This window comes from Novisyntrophococcus fermenticellae, from assembly GCF_018866245.1.
GTDB classification, from domain to species: Bacteria; Bacillota; Clostridia; order Lachnospirales; family Lachnospiraceae; genus Novisyntrophococcus; species Novisyntrophococcus fermenticellae.
This window is the reverse complement of sequence record NZ_CP076458.1, coordinates 58401-76850: the sequence shown is the minus strand read 5'-3', so window position 1 is coordinate 76850 and position 18450 is coordinate 58401. Positions and strand designations below refer to the sequence as shown.

The 18450-nt window shown below is 42.7% G+C and carries 17 protein-coding genes; 8 read left to right on the top strand and 9 right to left on the bottom strand.

Features of this window, described 5'->3' with window-relative positions; genetic code table 11:
- Positions 1-5: 5 nt before the first annotated feature.
- From KNL20_RS00380 to KNL20_RS00360, 5 genes are all read right to left on the bottom strand, one after another.
- Positions 6-1814: a sensor histidine kinase gene (locus KNL20_RS00380; protein WP_230398723.1), complete on the bottom strand. Its 1809-nt coding sequence runs from the start codon at positions 1812-1814 to the stop codon at positions 6-8.
- Positions 1815-1823: 9 nt separating this feature from the next.
- Positions 1824-2666 carry a carbohydrate ABC transporter permease gene (locus KNL20_RS00375; RefSeq protein ID WP_230398722.1) on the bottom strand — a complete coding sequence of 281 codons (843 nt, stop codon included), beginning with the start codon at positions 2664-2666 and terminating at the stop codon, positions 1824-1826.
- Positions 2667-2689: 23 nt separating this feature from the next.
- Positions 2690-3625: a carbohydrate ABC transporter permease gene (locus KNL20_RS00370; RefSeq protein WP_230398721.1), complete on the bottom strand. Its 936-nt coding sequence runs from the start codon at positions 3623-3625 to the stop codon at positions 2690-2692.
- A 40-nt stretch (positions 3626-3665) separates the two neighbouring features.
- Positions 3666-5099, bottom strand: a complete 1434-nt coding sequence (locus KNL20_RS00365; RefSeq protein WP_230398720.1) for an ABC transporter substrate-binding protein — start codon at positions 5097-5099, stop codon at positions 3666-3668.
- A gap of 166 nt (positions 5100-5265) precedes the next feature.
- Positions 5266-6354: a uroporphyrinogen decarboxylase/cobalamine-independent methonine synthase family protein gene (locus tag KNL20_RS00360; RefSeq protein WP_230398719.1), complete on the bottom strand. Its 1089-nt coding sequence runs from the start codon at positions 6352-6354 to the stop codon at positions 5266-5268.
- 216 nt (positions 6355-6570) lie between these two features.
- Between KNL20_RS00360 and KNL20_RS00355 the strand changes: the two genes are divergently transcribed.
- The 8 genes from KNL20_RS00355 (at position 6571) to KNL20_RS00320 (ending at position 14841) form a co-directional block, all read left to right on the top strand.
- On the top strand, positions 6571-7434 hold the full coding sequence (locus KNL20_RS00355; protein ID WP_230398718.1) for a helix-turn-helix transcriptional regulator: 864 nt from the start codon (positions 6571-6573) through the stop codon (positions 7432-7434).
- A 166-nt stretch (positions 7435-7600) separates the two neighbouring features.
- Positions 7601-8365, top strand: a complete 765-nt coding sequence (sufC, locus tag KNL20_RS00350) for a Fe-S cluster assembly ATPase SufC (protein WP_230398717.1) — start codon at positions 7601-7603, stop codon at positions 8363-8365.
- Positions 8352-9770, top strand: coding sequence for a Fe-S cluster assembly protein SufB (gene sufB / locus KNL20_RS00345; protein WP_230398716.1), 1419 nt, complete (start codon positions 8352-8354; stop codon positions 9768-9770). The genes sufC and sufB overlap by 14 nt, the downstream gene beginning before the upstream one ends.
- 15 nt (positions 9771-9785) lie before the next feature.
- Positions 9786-10886: a SufB/SufD family protein gene (locus KNL20_RS00340; protein ID WP_230398715.1), complete on the top strand. Its 1101-nt coding sequence runs from the start codon at positions 9786-9788 to the stop codon at positions 10884-10886.
- Complete coding sequence (locus KNL20_RS00335) at positions 10861-12087, top strand: cysteine desulfurase (protein WP_230398714.1); 1227 nt, start codon at positions 10861-10863, stop codon at positions 12085-12087. The genes KNL20_RS00340 and KNL20_RS00335 overlap by 26 nt, the downstream gene beginning before the upstream one ends.
- Positions 12077-12499: a Fe-S cluster assembly sulfur transfer protein SufU gene (gene sufU / locus KNL20_RS00330; protein WP_230398713.1), complete on the top strand. Its 423-nt coding sequence runs from the start codon at positions 12077-12079 to the stop codon at positions 12497-12499. Before KNL20_RS00335 ends, sufU begins: the two co-directional genes overlap by 11 nt.
- A 96-nt stretch (positions 12500-12595) precedes the next feature.
- Positions 12596-14068: a putative DNA modification/repair radical SAM protein gene (locus KNL20_RS00325; RefSeq protein WP_230398712.1), complete on the top strand. Its 1473-nt coding sequence runs from the start codon at positions 12596-12598 to the stop codon at positions 14066-14068.
- Between the two features lie 20 nt (positions 14069-14088).
- Entirely contained in the window at positions 14089-14841 is a 753-nt protein-coding gene (locus tag KNL20_RS00320) for a TIGR03915 family putative DNA repair protein (RefSeq protein ID WP_230398711.1), read from the top strand.
- On the opposite strand, the gene rsmI is transcribed toward KNL20_RS00320, so the two are convergent.
- The 4 genes from rsmI to KNL20_RS00300 form a co-directional block, all read right to left on the bottom strand.
- Positions 14838-15686: a 16S rRNA (cytidine(1402)-2'-O)-methyltransferase gene (gene rsmI / locus KNL20_RS00315; RefSeq protein ID WP_230398710.1), complete on the bottom strand. Its 849-nt coding sequence runs from the start codon at positions 15684-15686 to the stop codon at positions 14838-14840. The genes KNL20_RS00320 and rsmI overlap by 4 nt on opposite strands.
- Positions 15683-16417, bottom strand: a complete 735-nt coding sequence (locus KNL20_RS00310; protein ID WP_230398709.1) for a tRNA1(Val) (adenine(37)-N6)-methyltransferase — start codon at positions 16415-16417, stop codon at positions 15683-15685. Before KNL20_RS00310 ends, rsmI begins: the two co-directional genes overlap by 4 nt.
- A 134-nt stretch (positions 16418-16551) precedes the next feature.
- Positions 16552-17445: a PSP1 domain-containing protein gene (locus KNL20_RS00305; RefSeq protein ID WP_230398708.1), complete on the bottom strand. Its 894-nt coding sequence runs from the start codon at positions 17443-17445 to the stop codon at positions 16552-16554.
- Positions 17446-17447: 2 nt separating this feature from the next.
- Positions 17448-18437 carry a DNA polymerase III subunit gene (locus KNL20_RS00300; RefSeq protein ID WP_230398707.1) on the bottom strand — a complete coding sequence of 330 codons (990 nt, stop codon included), beginning with the start codon at positions 18435-18437 and terminating at the stop codon, positions 17448-17450.
- Positions 18438-18450 lie beyond the last annotated feature (13 nt).

The following is an 18450-nucleotide window of genomic DNA, read 5'->3' as shown; positions in this document are numbered from 1 at the left end:
GAAAATCAACTCCTTTTTATTACTTCTTTATCCAATAACGGGATACAGAGAAATGCTCTCGTTCCTTCTCCTTTTTCACTTGCCAGGGATAGTCCGTATTCCATTCCGAAATATAACTTGATTCTTTCATTTACATTAAATATACCATAACCCTCTTCAGGAATTTTATAGCCTATAGACAGCTGATAGTTTAGCTGCTCCAGTTTTTCCTTTGCTATGCCCACTCCATTATCCTCAACCTCCAGTACGGCATCAAAATCACCTTTCCTTACCACCTTTATCCGTATTTCTTTTTCCGGGTTCTCTTTGCACTGAACTCCATGGAAGATTGCATTTTCCACCAACGGTTGAAGTACCAGTTTTAAGATGGGATATTCTAATAGTTCCTCCTCAATTTCAAAAAAATATTCGATGGAATTTCCATAGCGCATACGCTGAATGACCAGGTAGCTTTTTACCTGATCAATTTCATCGGAAATATGAACTGTGTTATCATATCCCCTTATTCTGTATTCATAGAAATGAGCCAGCTCCGATGCCAGGGTACTAATGGCTTCCGTATCCTCTTCTGCTGCCAGCCATATTATTGAGTTTAATGTATTGTGGAGAAAATGTGGGTTAATTTGTGCCTGCAGCATATTCAATTCTGCTTTTCTTTTTAACACCTGCTCCTGTTTTACATAGTCCCGTTCTTTCTTTAACTTTTCTACAGTAATATTCAGCCGCAGCACATATTCTCCTAACTTCTCTACCATATAATTAAAACCGTCTGCCAGTTTACCAACCTCATTTTTATAGGGATATTCATATCTTTTGCTGAAATCTCCTTTTGTGACTTCGAGCATCTTGTCCTGAAGATCTGACAGCGGTCCCAGAATCTTATTTGAAAAAAATACAGAGCTTAAACTTGCTATCGCTGCTGAAATCAAAATAAGAAAGACAATCAGCTCCAGGCCTCTTTGAAGTGTGCCGCGATTGGATGCCTTATCTTCCAAAACTACAACCTTCCATACACTTTTTCCGATCTGGTCAGAAGACAGAATGCATTCCTTATCATTTCTGACCCAATGAGCCTCTTCCGGAACCTCTTCTAGCAATTCATTATACTGTGCCAATTGATCCTCATTATTGGCTGCGATCAGTTGTTTATGTTTATTTTGCACCATGATGTTCTCATTACCGGAGGTACTCCTGGAGAGGTATTGGTTCATCTCTTTACTGTCGATATAGATTACCACATAGATGGCTCCGCTATATCCGGAAATGTTTATGGTGAGCACAAGGGGAATCACTTCATCATTTACAGCATATATTTCACTTCCGCCCTTTGCACCTCTGTATAATTTGGGTCCCCCATCTGTCTGATATTCCTGATACAGCCTTGATTCTGTAAATTCAAAATCTGTTTTTTGGAAATAAGAGAGATCATAAAAATCCCCTTTTGGCGTGTGTATGTATATAGAATGAATGAATGGCTCCCGCATCTTGCTTTCTGCAATCAGCTCGTTGATGCGTGTCAATGTCAATGCATACTGATAATCCGTTTCTCCCAGAAGGTAGTTTTGGAGCGTTGTCGTATACATAGGACTGCTCACCATGGTATACACACTGGTAATAAGCGTTTCCAGCCTCTCTTCCATATAAGAACTTACCTGAAAGGAGATGGCTTCTGCCTGGTTCATAAGTCTTTCATCCAGATCATGCGCCATACTCCTGTAATAAGAGACAGAATATATCCCCGAAACTGACACAGCCAGAGCTATGCTTAAGAATATAATTCTGTTTCTGATTGACATTTTTTTCAGATATTTCAAGTTGATACCCTACCCCTTCACTGATCCCGCGGTGAGTCCTGCAATAAACTGTTTGTTTGTAAATACATAGAGTATCAGCACAGGTATGATAGCGAGAGAAGCTCCTGCCAGCATAATATGCCACTCCGCTGCTGCAAAGACGCTGTATTTCAATTGTACCACCGCTACCGTAAGCGTTGTTAATCTCTTATTAGACATTGTCATAACCAAAGTTGTTATATAATCATTCCATGTATTCCGAAAAGTAAACAGTGCAATGACTCCTAAGATAGGGCGGATCAGAGGTATGATGATCTGCCACCAGATCCGGAAAATGCTGCATCCGTCAATCTTCGCCGCTTCATCCAGTTCCACAGGAATCCCACTTACAAAGCCCTGAACCAGAAAAACATTTGTTATCTGTGCACCTGTCAAAACAAGTACAAGTGCAAGCATGGATTTCTGAAGGTGAACCTTCGCCAGCAACTGTGTAATAGGGTACAGCGCAACAGAGCCAATGGTTACAAACATCATGGCGGTATACGCCGCTGTCATCAGTTTTTTTCCGGCAAAATCAAACCTTGCCAGAATATAGCCGGATAACGAGGTCGTAACAACAGCCAATGCCATAGTTGCAAGGCTGATAATTAAACTGTTTTTTCCATACTCCAAAAAATTGGAATCAATAAATGCCTTTTTATAATTTCCCCACTGGAAGCCTTCGGGCAATATACCGGAGCCCAATGTCAATTCCGCATTCGTTTTTAACGAGCCAAGCAGTGCATACACCACTGGATAGACAGAAAATAGAATCAGTACGGCAATTACGATCCAAATTAGAATCTTTCCAATATTATACGATATTTTTTTCATTTTCTCACCTGCTTTTTACATGATCAATCGTAAAGTTTATCCAGTTTTCTCGCAGCCGCCAGATAGAGAAGGGTGACAATACCTACGATACCTGCAGCTACTACACTGACAGCCGCACCGTATCCGAACTGGGTGACCACCATGGAGCCCGGAGCAATCGGGAAGAAGAACTGGTAAGCATATAAGAACATGACCATCGTGGCATTTACGGGTCCGCCCTCTGTCAAAACCATAATATGACTCATATCCTGAAATGCAAGTACGATGGAAATCATCAGTATCATCTTCAATACAGGACCAAGCATAGGCAGCGTTATATACCAGGTTCTCTGCCACCAGTTTACACCATCCAACTCAGCACTCTCATAAACATCCTCTGGAATCCCCTGAAGTCCTGCCAGAAAATAAATCATATAATTTCCAAGACCACCCCAGATTCCGATAATGATAACTGTAAGCATGGCATGTTCTTCGCCAAGCCAGTTAACCGGTGTTTTTGTAATTCCCAGAAGAGACAGATATTTATTTACCTCTCCATTATATACATTAAACAACAGATAAAATATCAGAGCCATAACAGCGGAGCTCATGATGGTAGGCAGGAACAAAGTTGCTCTTAAGAATCCTGCCCCCCTTAGATTCTTTCTGTTCAGCATCATCGCGGCGAAAAAAGCCATGGGAATAACCAGTCCAATCTTTCCCGCCGCATAGATAAAGGTATTTACTACAGACTTCCAGAATATGGGATCATTTGTAAAAAGCCTTTTAAAATTATCAAGTCCTACGAAAACAGGCTCCCCGCTTCCCAGTCCTCCATAGGAATAAAACATGAATCGGAATACCCATAAAATCGGGTATACAGCCAATAATAAGAACAGGATAAAATTCGGAGCTAGCATTCCGTAAATCTGGATATTTTCTTTCCATCCCCTCCTGTATTTTCCTTTTCTTCTCTTCATCTTTCCCATCCCCTTTTTATAATATCTCAAAATTCCTTCGTCATTTGCCGGGATTTGCCGGATCCCAATTATCAATGATCAACTCTTTTCCTGTACCATTTGAAATTCCCTTTTCAAGTGCTGCATTGTACCGTTGTGTTAACCCTTGAAGTCCACTGTCAATATCCTCTGCTCCAAGCATCATGGCTGCAAATGTGGCATACTGATCATTTCCTTCCACCACGACCGCCTGACTGTTCAATTCCTGCGGTGTTGCCGGCCAGAATTTATCATCAGCACCCAATAAGCCTTCTTCCTTTCCTTTTAAAATTTCAGGCACTGAAACCTGGTCTTTTAAATCATCCACCACTACACATCCAAGTCCTGCTTCATGGAATGCTTTTACAAACGCATCCGAATAAAATAAATCTCTGCATGCAATCCAGGCTTTTTCGGGATTTTTACAGGTTTTTGTAATCATATATCCTTTATACGGCTGAATGGACTGGGAGAAAGCAGTTCCATCTATCGTAGGAAGCTGTGCAACGTTCCATTTTTCTTCTGTCGGGAACTGGTTTGCATACACGCCGGGATCTGCATGGGACCAGGAAATATACATCCCAATCTTACCTGCTGCAAACTGGGTCCTGAGTGGATCTATATCCAGAGACTCGCATCCCGGAAATGCAATTCCAGTCGTAAATATGGTTTTGAATTCTTCCATAACCTCTTTATACATGGAAAAATCATATTTTCCTGTGGCAAAATCATACCCCTGTTTTGGGCCACCCGAACGTTCCACAATGAAATCCACAGAACGCATAAGCGCTGAGGACGGGCTCTTTAAGTTCATCGCAAAACCATATACGCCTTCTCCGGACAGCTTATCGGTTATGATTTTCGCATCCTCTGTCATTTCCTTCATCGTTTTAGGCGGTTCCTTTATTCCGCATTTTTCAAAAATACTTTCATTATAAAAAAGCCTTCCTGTACTGCCAAAAACAGGAACATAATACATCTTTCCATCCATGGCCGTGATGCCTTCCGTCTTTAAGCTGGCGTAGCGTTCCTTCTCCGCATTTGTCATATACTGGTCAATGTCCACATATTGTCCCTGATTTACATACTTTGTAAAAATATCTGTCATCCCGGATACACCCACCAGATCCGGACCACTGTCGGTAGCATATGCCATATCAAGGGCCTGCTCGAAATTATCCGTATACATCTGATAATCAACATAGATTCCATCTTCGTTTGTTTCATTATATTTGTCTATGTAGGGCTGGATAAAGCTTGCATCCGCACGGTCTCTTGTCCATAAAACCAGCGTTGTTTTATCTTCATCCCCACTGTCCCCCGAAGAGGACTGGGATTCCTCCGCTGTGGACTTTTCCTTCGCACTGCTTCCTGATTCTGCGGAACCTCCTCCGCACCCGCCAAGGGTTCCTGCAGTAAGCGCCAGAACCATGATAACTGCCAATTTCTTCTTCATATTTTCTCTTCTCCTTCCTGAATAACGAATCCTTCTAATTGACAGTATATATAGTGCACGCATCAATAACAATTCAATTTTCATCCCAAATATGTTTAAAATACATATATGAAAAAGGAACCGCAGATGCAGTTCCTTTTTCATGCAGTGAATCGCATACAGACAATTATTCTTTCTGCCATGCCGAGAGTGCAACGCCGCTGTATACATTACCTTTTAAATCAATTCCCGCGCTACTGGCTCTTGTGGTTTCCTTTGGGTTTAAACCTATAATCTGTATATCTTTTTCTATTGTATGGCGATAGATGATATCCATCTTATTCCATTCAGGTTGGGACATATTAATTGCATACATCCGTCTCATATCTGCAATCCTGTCTATGTAATGGTCTCCCTTCCCGCAGAAATGAATTGCTCCGCCTTCGAATGCATCCAGAATCTGCTGATCATAGCGCTGAACAAATTCTTCATAGCAGTCTCCTGATATATTCATTGCTGCATCATTGCGTATCATGACGCTGCCCCTATGAAGCATTCCCCAATCCACACACATATCTTTTGAAAAAGCAGGAAAATAAGAAAACCACTCCTTATGCATTGCAATTATGGTATCCGTGGTTAACTGCAGCACAGCTTCTATCTGTTCCGGCTCCTCATATAAGTCAATATACATATCAGATCCCATAAGGTTCTCCGTAAGTGAAAGAGGTCCTTGTAAATCCGGAACATAGACGTGTACATACTTCTGTATTTTCGGATAATTCCGTATTGCCTCTTTGTAAAACTCTGCAAATTCGAATACCCTCCTGGAAATCCCCGCCCTTAAATCCGGGACTCCATCCTCCAGAAGCTTTTCAATAACCCCTTCTCCCTTTACCAGGTTTCTCGTACATGGCAGTGTATTATTTTCATAAGGCATAATAAAGAACGGAGCGCCGAACATCGTGGGGATAATGCCGGTTCCGTAATTTGCACGGATACTTAAGAGCTCCCCTCCCCCTCTTTCCAACATGGAAGAGCACTTCGCAAGCTCGGATATGGCCATCCGTGTATAGTCCTCAATGGCGTCGTTAATCATGATTTCCGGCCATTTAATACCAGGCTCACTGACCTTTATTCTCTCAGGTGCAAAATACCCGCTTTTCTTTTTGTGATTAACAAAATCAATCCACGCATCTGTAAGCTTCTCCTCAGTCTCTTCCTGAATCCTGTTTTCCAAATCATACAGATATTCATCAAGTCTTCCAATCTCCATATGAAACCTCCTCGTTTCCGCAACATCATAGGATCAAAAGACCTTTTGACCCTTACATTATTTCGTACATCTATTTTAGCAGATAAACAGAATGTTTTTTTGCATAAACATCTGTTTTTTTGATAATTCTTAACACCCTGTTGCTACTTCCTCTCTCCATGTCTTATAATGTTGTTATAGAAATATTCCAGAAGAATTTTTAAGGAGGTCCTTATAATGCCGGATAATTATAAACAGTATAAGGAAATGTTTTCAGAAAGCTTTTCTGTACAGCATAAAATCACTACTACCAGTGTACAGGGTACCTACCATATACATGATGATCTTGAACTGATTCTTCTGTGTTCTGATGGAATGGACTGCAATATCGGCGATACCTCCCACACCCTTTCTGCGAACACGCTCCTGATCTTTAATCACATGGATCTTCATTATAATCATTTGACTCACCCTGGCACTCCTAATGAAAGATATGTGGTTGTCTTTAAACCGGAGTTTATAGATTTCTTTTCTTCCGTACAAACAGACCTGCTAGAATGCTTTTATTTTCGTCCCTTTAAGAACCCTTGTATTTTACCGCTTTCAGAAGATGAAGCTTCTCAATGCAGGGCGATTCTTGAAAGAATCATTCAATCCGCAGATATGCCTGATACAATGTTTGGCTTTGATCTGTATCCTAAATTTCTTTTGGGTGAATTTTTACTTAAGGTAAACCAGCAATATCGGAATTATCATACGATTTCATTTAAGAATACCTCTGATTATCATACGATTTATCAGGTTATTAATTATATACATATGAATTATGATAAGGAAATCACGCTGAACCTCCTATCAGATATTTTTTTTATTAATAAATCGTATCTATGTACTTCATTCAGAGAAGTAACCGGCATGAGTCCGAATCAGTACCTGATTCATTGCCGCATTATGAAGGCCAAGGAATTATTGCTATGCGGAACTGGAATCGATGATGTATGCAGTCTGGCGGGATATAATAATTTATCTCATTTCAGCCGCTCCTTTAAAGAAAAAACCGGAATAAGCCCTAAAAAATACCAAATGCTTCATAAAACTTAAACATTGTATAAAATATTATCTTTTCAGGGCTTGCAATCCGTTTATAAAAGGTATAGTATTTAATATAGATATGTTAGTCATAACTAATAAAATTTCAACTGTCTGTTGTCCGGCCTGGTAGCAGCGAATATGACCATGCCGGCGCACCAGAAAGGAGGCATATACGATGAGCAACACATTGCTTGAAATTCAGGATTTAAGTGTTTCAGTAGACGGCAACCTGATTCTTGACGGTGTCAGTCTGAGGATAAATAAAGGAGAAATCCATGTTTTGATGGGACCAAACGGAACTGGTAAATCAACACTGGTGTCTGCGGTCATGGGAGATCCAAGGTATGAAATTGTAAAGGGTAAGATTCTTTTAGAAGGAAAGGATATTACCGGCGAAAAAACCGATGTAAGAGCAAGAGCAGGTATTTTCCTGTCCTTCCAGGCTCCTGAGGAAATACCCGGCGTAACCCTTGAGAACTTTTTGCGCACCGCCAAAGGTGCCGTTGAGGGGCGGCCTCCCAGAATCATGGCTTTCCAGAAAGAATTAAAGGCACAGATGGAAGCGCTTGACATAAACCCCACATATGCAGACCGTTATCTGAATGTGGGCTTTTCCGGAGGTGAGAAAAAGAAAGCGGAAATTCTCCAGCTTTTGATGCTTCAGCCGAAACTCGCTCTCCTTGATGAGACGGATTCCGGTTTGGATGTGGATGCCGTAAAAACTGTATCAAAGGGCATTAATGCCTATCATAATCATAAGAATGCGGTTCTGATTATCACACACAGTGCCAAAATTCTGGAAGGAATGGACATTGATTATGTTCATATCCTGGAAGACGGAAAGATTGCAAAGACAGGAGGACCGGACTTAGCCACTGAGATTATTGAGCAGGGATTTAGCAATATAGAAAAGGAGGTAGCCGGACATGAGAGCCTTTGACGAAGAAAAAACAAGGGTGGATGAAGTGGATCGAAGCATCTACGATATCAGGGATGAAGTACACCCTTCCTTTGAGGTACAGTCAGGTCTTACGGAATCGATTGTCAGAAAAATTTCTGATGAAAAGCATGACCCTGCCTGGATGCGTGTTTTCCGGATGAAATCGCTACAGTTGTACAACAGTATTCCGGTGCCCAACTGGGGACCTTCTCTGGACGATCTGCATCTGGAGGATATCGTCACCTATGTCCGTCCGGATACCACCATGCGTGGGAAATGGTCCGAGGTTCCGGAGGATATTAAAAATACTTTTGAAAGGCTTGGTATCCCGGAAGCGGAGCGAAAGTCACTGGCAGGTGTAGGTGCCCAATACGATTCTGAGGTTGTTTATCATAATATTTCCGCTGCTGCTGCTGCCCAGGGCGTTATTTATACGGATATGGAAAGTGCTCTGACCGGTCCTTATGAAGATATGGTCAGAAAGCATTTTATGAAGCTGGTTCCTCCCTCGGATCATAAATTTGCCGCACTTCACGGAGCCGTATGGTCCGGCGGTTCTTTTGTATACGTACCACCCGGTGTATCTGTGGAGATTCCCCTTCAATCCTATTTCAGATTGAATGCTCCGGGGGCCGGCCAGTTTGAACACACCCTCATTATTGTGGACAAAGGCGCATACCTTCATTTTATAGAAGGCTGCTCTGCACCAAAGTACAGTGTAAACAATCTCCATGCGGGCTGTGTTGAACTTTATGTGGGCGAGAATGCAAGGCTTCGTTATTCCACGATTGAAAACTGGTCTAAGAATATGTATAACTTAAATACAAAACGTGCGCGTGTAGAAAAGGGCGGTACCATCGAATGGGTGTCCGGCTCCTTTGGCTCCCATATTTCCTATCTCTATCCCATGAGTATATTAAAGGGTGAAGGAAGCCGTATGGAATTTACCGGAATTACCTTTGCCGGCGGAGGCCAAAACCTGGATACAGGTGCCAAAGTAGTCCATGGGGCACCCAACACCACTTCTCACATATCTACCAAATCCATTTCGAGAGATGGCGGGGTATCTACCTTCCGAAGCCTGGTTAAAGTTGCCCCGGAGGCATCCGGCAGTAAGTCCGCAGTCGCCTGTGAATCCCTGATGTTGGATGACCGGTCCAGATCAGATACCATACCTGTTATGGATATCCAGTGTGACGAAGCAGATGTGGGCCATGAGGCAAAAATCGGGCGAATCAGCGAGCAGGCTGTATTCTATCTGATGAGTCGCGGCCTTTCTGAGGATGATGCCCGCGCCTTCATCGTAGGCGGGTTTGCGGAGCCGATTGCAAAAGAGCTTCCGCTGGAATACGCAGTCGAGATGAACAATCTGATTCACCTGGAGATGAAAGGCAGCATAGGCTGAGAGGAGGTATGAGCTATGACAGACAGAATCAATGTCCTGCCTGTACCCACCTGGAACCATCTGGGTGTCAATTGGGCAGGGAAAGAATTCTCTCTTGTGGATACACAGAAAAAAGAATTCCCGGAAGAAAACTTATCACTTTCCCCTTTACCTTCCGGAATTGAGAGAATGAAGAACTTTCCGGGAGAAACTGTGCATATAGAAAGTGGCATAGGGAAAGTCTATGACAACTATGTAATACAGCATGCAAATGTTTCCTGCTTTCTGAAAGTAAAGGAAAGCGTGCATCAGACCGTAAGGATGAAAGTCTCTGTTTCTTCAGCTTCTGATACGGTTATCGGAAGCTATGGAATCTACGCAGAGGATGGAAGCCGTGTCACATTTATGCAGGAAATCGCATCTGATGAGCAGGTTTCCGGATCTACGGCAGAGCTTACCAGGATTTACGCCAAAAAAGGTGCCCGGGTTAAACTGATTCAGATTCAGAATTTAAACAGAACCTCCAGAAGCTGGAACGGCGTTGCCATCTATGCAGAGGATGGAGCCCGGGTAGAGGTTGTACGCGCTGTCTTGGGCGGGTCTTGTGCAGCTTTAGGTTCAAGGGCCAGCCTGGACGGAAAAGAAAGCAGCTATCAGCTAGATACCATCTATTTCGGGGATCAGACTCAGATTTTCGATTTCAACGATATAGCGGATCACTATGGAAAGTCAACGCGATGTGACATGTATACCGCAGGTGTTCTCGCCGGGAAAAGCAGTAAGGTTCTGCGCGGGACCATCGATTTCAAAAGAGGTGCTGTCTATGCGGCAGGCCATGAAACCGAAGAGGTTCTGATGCTTGGAAAGAGTGTAAGGAACCGTACGGTTCCACTTATCCTCTGTGGTGAAGAACAGGTGGAGGGGCAACATGCTGCAACCATTGGACGTTTGGATGAGACCCAGATTTATTATCTATGCTCCCGGGGATTAACCCCCGCTGAGGCAAGAATGCTTTTGGTCGAAGGCAGATTCTCGCCAGTTCTGGATCAGATTCCTGATGAATCTTTAAGAGAAGAGCTGGCTCTGCAGATTGAAAGGAGGCTTAAGGAAAATGACCCAAAATCAAATGCTTCATGATTTTCCTGTCCTTACCGTACCTGAAAACGGAAAAAGGCTGATTTATCTGGATAATGCAGCAACAACGCAGCGTCCCCGCCAGGTTCTTAATGCCATCTCTTCCTATTACGAGAAAGACAATGCCAACCCCTACCGCGGCGTTTACGAGCTGGCGGCCAGAGCTACAGAAGTACATGAACGTGCCAGAGCTTCTGTGGCAGAGTTTGTCCATGCCAAACCGGAAGAGGTCGTTTTTACACAGAATACAACAGAGTCTCTTAATCTGCTTGCTTATAGCTATGGAATGGAATTTATAAAAGAAGGCGATGAAATTGCCCTGTCCGTGGCTGAACATCACAGCAACCTGGTCCCCTGGCAAAGAGTTGCAAGAGCAAAAGGTGCCGTTCTGCGCTACCTTTATCCTGATAAATCAGGTCATCTGACAAAGGAAGAGATTACGCAAAAAATCGGACCTAAAACTCGTCTGATAGCGATTGCCCATGTTTCTAATGTGCTGGGACTTGAAGCGCCCATTACAGAAATTGTACGGCAAGCCAGGAAAGCAGGCGCCGTGGTAGTTTTAGACTGTGCCCAAAGCATTCCTCACATGCCTGTTGATGTCAAAGCACTGGACGTTGACTTTGCTGCATTTTCCGGCCACAAGCTCTATGGTCCTATGGGAATCGGCGTTTTATATGGAAAAAAAGAATTACTGGAGAAAATGCCTCCGTTCTTAAGTGGGGGTGATATGATTCAAAGTGTCCACGAGCAAAGTGTCACCTTTGGTGAAGTTCCACGCAAATTTGAAGCAGGAACCAGAAATGTAGGCGGTGAAGTCGGTCTGGAAGCGGCCATCAACTATATTTCCTCCATTGGTTATAACAGTATCATGAATCATGAAAAAGATTTGATGGAATATGCAGTCAAAAATCTAAATGAAATTCCTTACGTAACTATTTATGGTGAACCTGTTGCAAAATCCCGCCACGGAGTCATTTCCTTCAATGTAAATGACGTTCACCCGCATGACACGGCTTCTATTCTGGATGCCGAAGGAGTCGCCGTCCGTGCAGGCCATCACTGTGCGCAGCCTTTGATGGAATTTTTAAAAATTACAGCATGCTGCCGCGCCAGCTTTGCCATTTATAATTCGAGAGAAGATATAGATGCCCTGGTTTCCGGAATTAAAAATGTAAGGAGGTGGATGGGACTTGGAACTTAAACAGCTATATAATCAGATTATTGTAGAAAACAGCCGCGCCCAGTGGAACCGGCACAAAGTAGATAATCATACCGTCAGTCTGGAAGGTGTAAATCCCAGCTGCGGAGACGATATTGTTCTGGAACTTCGGGTTGTTGACAGAGTCATAGAAGATGCCGGATTTGTGGGAGATGGATGTGCCATTTCCCAGGCTTCCGCTTCCATTATGATAGATTTAATTAAAGGAAAGACAGTGGAAGAGGCAAAAAAACTTATGAATCTCTTTTTTGCCATGATTAAAGGCGAAATTAAGGATGAAGCACAGATTGACGAGCTGCAGGAAGCCACCGCTTTGCAAGGTATTTCCCATATGCCGGCCAGGGTAAAATGTGCGGTGCTGGCCTGGCATACTTTGGAAGAGGCACTGGAGTGAGCCGCAAATTATTTTCGAACTTTTGTTCGATTTTTATTGCATTTTTTTCTTTTATGTGTTACCATATGTGCAGAACATATATTCGAGGTTTCGCATATGAAAATTTTATCAGATGAATTATCTTTGCAGGAAAAACTGAATATTCTTGCAGACGCCGCAAAGTATGATGTGGCGTGTACCTCCAGCGGAGTAGACCGCAGGGGACAAAAGGGAAGCCTGGGAAATTCCTGTGCCGCAGGAATCTGCCATAGCTTTGCTTCAGACGGAAGATGTATCTCACTTTTAAAGATCCTGCAAAGCAATGCGTGTGTTTATGACTGTAAATACTGTCTGAACCGCTCCAGTAATGATCGCGTGCGGGCTACCTTCAAGCCGGAGGAAGTCTGCCAGCTGGTAATAGAGTTCTATCGGCGAAATTACATCGAAGGTCTGTTCCTGAGCTCCGGTGTGTGTAAAAACCCCTCCTATACCATGGAATTAATGTACCGCACGATTTATCTTTTGCGTTACCAATACCATTTTAATGGTTATATCCATGTAAAAGCAATTCCGAATGCTCCCGAAGAGCTTTTGGAACAGATGGGTTATCTGGTTGACCGCATGAGTATCAATCTGGAACTCCCCACTGCGGAAGGATTGAAAAAACTGGCACCTCATAAAACACAGACAGCCATATTAAAGCCTATGGGGCAGATACAGCATCGGATTGCCGATTATCGTCTCTCCATAGGAAAAGATTCACGTATGGAACGCAGCGGCGGAAACCGCTATCTCTCCGGCAACATCTTTGATAGCTCCCCAAAATATATCAAGGAAAATCATCAGTATCCCCAGGTAAGTACTTTCCACTCCCCCTCATCAGAGAAACCGGCCCCTTTTGTTCCGGCCGGACAGAGTACACAGATGATTATCGGCGCCACAGAAGAGAATGATTATCAGCTTCTGACCACTTCTCAGCAGCTATATCAGCAATACGACTTGAAAAGAGTCTTTTATTCCGCTTATATTCCATTGAATGAAGATTTGGACCTTCCTTCGATGGACACTGCTCCTCCTCTTTTGCGGGAACACCGCTTGTACCAGGCCGACTGGCTACTGCGTTATTATGGATTTCACGCCGAAGAGCTGCTCAGCATTGACCGCCCGAATTTTAATGTCCTCCTGGATCCCAAGTGTGACTGGGCACTGCGTCATCTGGAACAGTTCCCGGTAGAAATTAACCGGGCTGACTACGCTACCCTTCTGAAAGTCCCCGGGATAGGTACCAAATCAGCAATGCGGATTGTTAAGAGCCGGCGCACCGGAGTTCTTACCTTTGATTCTTTAAAAAAAATAGGCGTTGTCTTAAAACGGGCAAAATACTTTATTACCTGTCAGGGCAGGATGATGTATCATATAAGAATTAATGAAGACTTCATCACACGCCAGTTAATCGGTGAAGATTACCAGAAATCCTGGGAAATTGATCATCCCGACTCTTACAGGCAGCTATCTCTGTTCGATGATCAGATGTTTCAGATACAGCCCAATACGACGGATGTGCAGCAAACAGTTTCCGGTCAGCTTTAACTCCCAGGAGGGTATCGTATATGACGATTTTTACATGTTTTAATCAATTTGAGGATATGATGACCTGTATTTATGATGCCTGGGACTCTAAACTCGGGCATAAAAATATCCGGCTGCTCACGGAACCAGTCGGAAATCTGGAATTATTCTGCGACTATCTCCACGTCGATGCAGACAAGAAGAAAACCGCCAGTGTCATTAACTCCATACAAAATAAAATATCATTTGAAGCCTATCAGATGGTCTTTCGCTGTGCTATGTCTCAAGTTCCGGATAAGTTGGACGTGATTTACCGTTTTCTGCTTTTTGGCTTTACTTACGGAAGCAAAGTCGTAAATATGTTGCAGATTCCGGCTGTTTCAGCAATCTTTGAAGTGAACAGAAGCGTTCTCAATGAAGCGCATCAATTTCAGGAATTTCTGCGTTTCACCCTTATGCAGGATAACGTGCTTGTGTCCCATATTGAACCTCGTTCTGATATCCTCACTTTTCTGGCACCACAATTTGAGGACCGCATGCCCTCAGAAAACTGGATGATTATAGATGACAACCGAAAAACAGCTGTTGTCCATCCCACAAATTCTGAGTTTTATCTTACCTCGCTTTCAAATGAAGAATTTGACCGCTTAAAACTTCTGGAAGACCATTCAGACCCCTATATAGATCTCTGGAAAGGCTTTTTTGAAACAATCGGAATTAAAGAACGTAAAAACTACAAATGCCAGAGAAACCATATCCCCCTCTGGTGCCGAAAACACGTAACGGAATTCTAGTTGTTTTTCAGCAGATATTGATATATCTCACGCTTAGAAACGCCTCTGTCTTTAGCCACCAGCTTCATAGCCTCTTTATGTGAAATTCCCTGCTCTTCATAATGCACCATATGATCTTCTATCTCCATCTCTTCCCATCGTTTCATCTCTTCTTCACGAATTTGCTGCCTGCCTTTTCCTTCAATTACAATTACACATTCACCCCTTGGTGCATTGGACTGGTAATAACGTAGTGCCTCAGCTAAGGTTGTTCTGAACACAGTCTCATGTTTCTTTGTCAGTTCCCTGCATATGCTCACTCTGCGTGTATTATCTATGCTTTGAATCAATTCCTCCAGCGTTCTGACTAATCTGTGAGGCGCTTCGTATAAAATAATTGTACGCGTTTCATTTTTCAATTCATTAAGGACCGCCGCCCGTTCTTTTTTATTCACAGGCAAAAAAGCTTCAAAGGCAAATCTTCTGGTCGGCAGCCCTGATACCGTAACTGCCGTAATACATGCAGCGGCTCCGGGAAGGGATATGACCGGTATTTCTGCTTCACAGCACATGGCCACTAATTCCTCTCCGGGATCTGATATTCCAGGTGTCCCCGCATCTGTAATCAGTGCTATATCTTTCCCATCCAACATCTGATTCAGCAGATAAAGTCCCTTTTCGATTTTATTATACTCATGATAGCTGGTCATGGGTGTTTTAATTTTAAAATGATTTAGAAGTTTTATGCTGTTTCTGGTATCTTCAGCAGCAATCAAGTCCACTTCTCCTAAAATTCGAATCACCCGATATGTGATGTCTTCCAAATTTCCAATAGGCGTTGCACACAAATAAAGTTGTCCCGTCATCTTCCATCTCCATACATTCTTTTGATATCCCCGGTATACACTCCCGGACGTTCATAAACAATCAGCGGTTTTTCCACTGTAATTCTGGAATTTCCCCCTTTAAGTCCCTCAATAAGAACCATATTGGGTTCCTTATCAGCAAACGGATAGACAAGCTGCATCCGTTTAGGCTCCACCTTATATTTCATCATAACTCCCATAATCTCAGCCAGACGAAAAGGCCTGTGTACCATGTAAAATCTGCCTCTTGATTTCAGCACGTCCGCCGCCTGCCTTACTACGTCTTCCAAGGTGCAGAAAACCTCATGACGGGCAATTGCCCTGGGCAGGTACGCATTTGATAAACCATGATGTGCAGTCATATATGGTGGATTACATGTCACCACATCAAAAGAAGCAGCGCCAAATATCTGGGAAGCATCTTTGACATCCCCCTGCCGGATTGTAATATACGCATTTAAATGATTATACTCTACACTCCTTCTGGCCATATCCACACTTTTTTCCTGTATTTCTAATCCGGTAAAATGATTTCCGGAAGTCTTTGCCTTCAGGAGCACTGGTATGATACCTGTCCCTGTACATAAATCCAAAACATTCTCTCCTCTTTTTACCTTAGTAAAAGCCGAAAGAAGCACTGCATCAATGCCATAACAGAAATCCTTATTATCCTGGATCATCCAATAGCCATTCTGTAGATTATCCAGCCGCTCCCCTTCTAATAAGTTCATAATAAAAGCCCTTTCCAAATAAAGTACAAATAATTCACGCTGCAAACCCGGTCATCAGATTTGCAGCGTATCATATGTCCAGTATAGCCAATCATAAATACTTTCGTCTATACTAGTATAGCCGATTATAAATACTAGTCTTCCAGCTTCTCAAGTTCCTTTAGTTCTTCCGATAATATCTCTTTGTTCTTGCCCTTTTCTTTCGCCTTTTTATTCTTAGGTTTAAACTTTAATTCTTCTACTTTATATTCACGGATTTCTTTCTCATCTTCCACTTCAACTAATACCTTTACCGTCTGGCGAAGTACACTTGTACTGTTTACTTCTCCTTTCAGACCTTCCGGAGTAATAACTGCTTCTCCTGTAGCCGGTAATTTCCGGTTCAGATGTTCGTAGGTTTCCTGCTCATTCTTAAGACAGCACATCAGACGTCCGCAGACACCTGAAATTTTTGTTGGATTTAAAGAAAGATTTTGTTCTTTCGCCATCTTAATAGATACCGGTGCAAACTCAGATAAAAAAGTATGGCAGCACAGCGGACGACCGCAAATCCCAATTCCTCCTAAAATTTTGGTCTCATCCCGAACCCCGATCTGTCTTAATTCGATCCTGGTTTTAAATACTGCTGCCAGATCCTTTACCAACTCGCGAAAATCAATCCTCCCATCTGCTGTAAAATAAAACAATACTTTATTATTATCAAAGGTATACTCTGCATCAATCAGCTTCATATCCAGATTGTGCGCCTGTATCTTCTTCTGGCAAATCTGAAATGCATCCTTTTCTTTCTTTCTGTTATTCTCCTCTTTTTCATTATCCTTGGGAGTTGCAATCCGAAGCACTTCTTTTAAAGGCTGCACCAGCTTGGAATCCTCTATCTCCTTAGGACCCAGAACAACAAATCCATATTCAACGCCACGTGTAGTTTCAACAATAACATGATCGCCTACTTTAATATTCAGTGATTTGGGATTAAAGTAATATACTTTACCCACGTTGCGAAACCGCACTCCTATTATCTTTGTCATGCTCAATTCTCCCTAATTGTAAGGAACAATAATTCCATCGTCAAATCGAAATTGACGTTGGCACGAAGACGAATCCCGGCAGTTTGTATTCCGTCAATAATCCGCTCCAGACCTTCGTATGAGCTCACCTGAGCCCGTTCCTTTATATGATTAATCTCCTGCTTAAATACAAGATTGTCAACTTCACGCGTCGCCTTAAATAATAACACATCCCGAAACCACATAGCAAACAAATCCAGATAATCATAGATGTTTTGTTTTTCCTGAGACATCTCTTTCATCACAGCTATCAATTCATATAACTGCATCTCTTTTGAACTTTTCAAAATCTTAAGAGCATTCTGCATCAACTCTGAAAATTCTGCGGACGTAGCTGCACGTTTGGCTTTTCCTATATTCCCCTGTGCAAATGACGCGTCAACTTCTGCCTGGTAATCAGGGATATTCATCTGATCCATCAAATAGGTCTTCACCATATTATCAGATACAGGTTTTAATCCCAAAGTCACACATCTGGATGTAATTGTTGGTAAAAGGATGTCCAAATTATCCGTCAGCAATATAATGACCGCATAAGCAGGCGGCTCCTCTATTGTTTTCAAAAGTGCGTTTTGTGCCTGCAACGTTAATTTCTGAGCTTCATTGATTATATATATCTTAAAAGGACCGCTATATGGACGAATTTCTACATCGTTAATCAACTGCTCCCGGATTTCCTCTATACCAATGGAATTTGGTTTCTCGTGCGTAATGCTGATAATGTCCGGATGGTTCTTGCTCAAAGCTTTCTTACAGGATTCACACTTCATACAAGGGCTGGTACCATGCTCTTCACACTGCAATGTCATGGCAAAGAGGGATGCTAACAGATTTTTGCCTGTTCCGCGTTCTCCGGAAAAGATATAAGCATGGGAGACCTTCTCCAGCCGAATGGCGTTTTGCAAATGTGATATAATTTCTTCGTGTCCGACTACACCATCAAAACCCAACATAGTGTCACCTCCT

Bases quoted from the DNA above. Each gene is read 5' to 3' on its own strand.
- KNL20_RS00375 (WP_230398722.1), bottom strand. From the start codon at position 2,666: ATGAAAAAAATATCGTATAATATTGGAAAGATTCTAATTTGGATCGTA.
- KNL20_RS00370 (WP_230398721.1), bottom strand. From the start codon at position 3,625: ATGAAGAGAAGAAAAGGAAAATACAGGAGGGGATGGAAAGAAAATATC.
- KNL20_RS00365 (WP_230398720.1), bottom strand. From the start codon at position 5,099: ATGAAGAAGAAATTGGCAGTTATCATGGTTCTGGCGCTTACTGCAGGA.
- KNL20_RS00360 (WP_230398719.1), bottom strand. From the start codon at position 6,354: ATGGAGATTGGAAGACTTGATGAATATCTGTATGATTTGGAAAACAGG.
- KNL20_RS00355 (WP_230398718.1), top strand. From the start codon at position 6,571: ATGCCGGATAATTATAAACAGTATAAGGAAATGTTTTCAGAAAGCTTT.
- sufC (WP_230398717.1), top strand. From the start codon at position 7,601: ATGAGCAACACATTGCTTGAAATTCAGGATTTAAGTGTTTCAGTAGAC.
- sufB (WP_230398716.1), top strand. From the start codon at position 8,352: ATGAGAGCCTTTGACGAAGAAAAAACAAGGGTGGATGAAGTGGATCGA.
- KNL20_RS00340 (WP_230398715.1), top strand. From the start codon at position 9,786: ATGACAGACAGAATCAATGTCCTGCCTGTACCCACCTGGAACCATCTG.
- KNL20_RS00335 (WP_230398714.1), top strand. From the start codon at position 10,861: ATGACCCAAAATCAAATGCTTCATGATTTTCCTGTCCTTACCGTACCT.
- KNL20_RS00325 (WP_230398712.1), top strand. From the start codon at position 12,596: ATGAAAATTTTATCAGATGAATTATCTTTGCAGGAAAAACTGAATATT.
- KNL20_RS00320 (WP_230398711.1), top strand. From the start codon at position 14,089: ATGACGATTTTTACATGTTTTAATCAATTTGAGGATATGATGACCTGT.
- rsmI (WP_230398710.1), bottom strand. From the start codon at position 15,686: ATGACGGGACAACTTTATTTGTGTGCAACGCCTATTGGAAATTTGGAA.
- KNL20_RS00310 (WP_230398709.1), bottom strand. From the start codon at position 16,417: ATGAACTTATTAGAAGGGGAGCGGCTGGATAATCTACAGAATGGCTAT.
- KNL20_RS00305 (WP_230398708.1), bottom strand. From the start codon at position 17,445: ATGACAAAGATAATAGGAGTGCGGTTTCGCAACGTGGGTAAAGTATAT.
- KNL20_RS00300 (WP_230398707.1), bottom strand. From the start codon at position 18,437: ATGTTGGGTTTTGATGGTGTAGTCGGACACGAAGAAATTATATCACAT.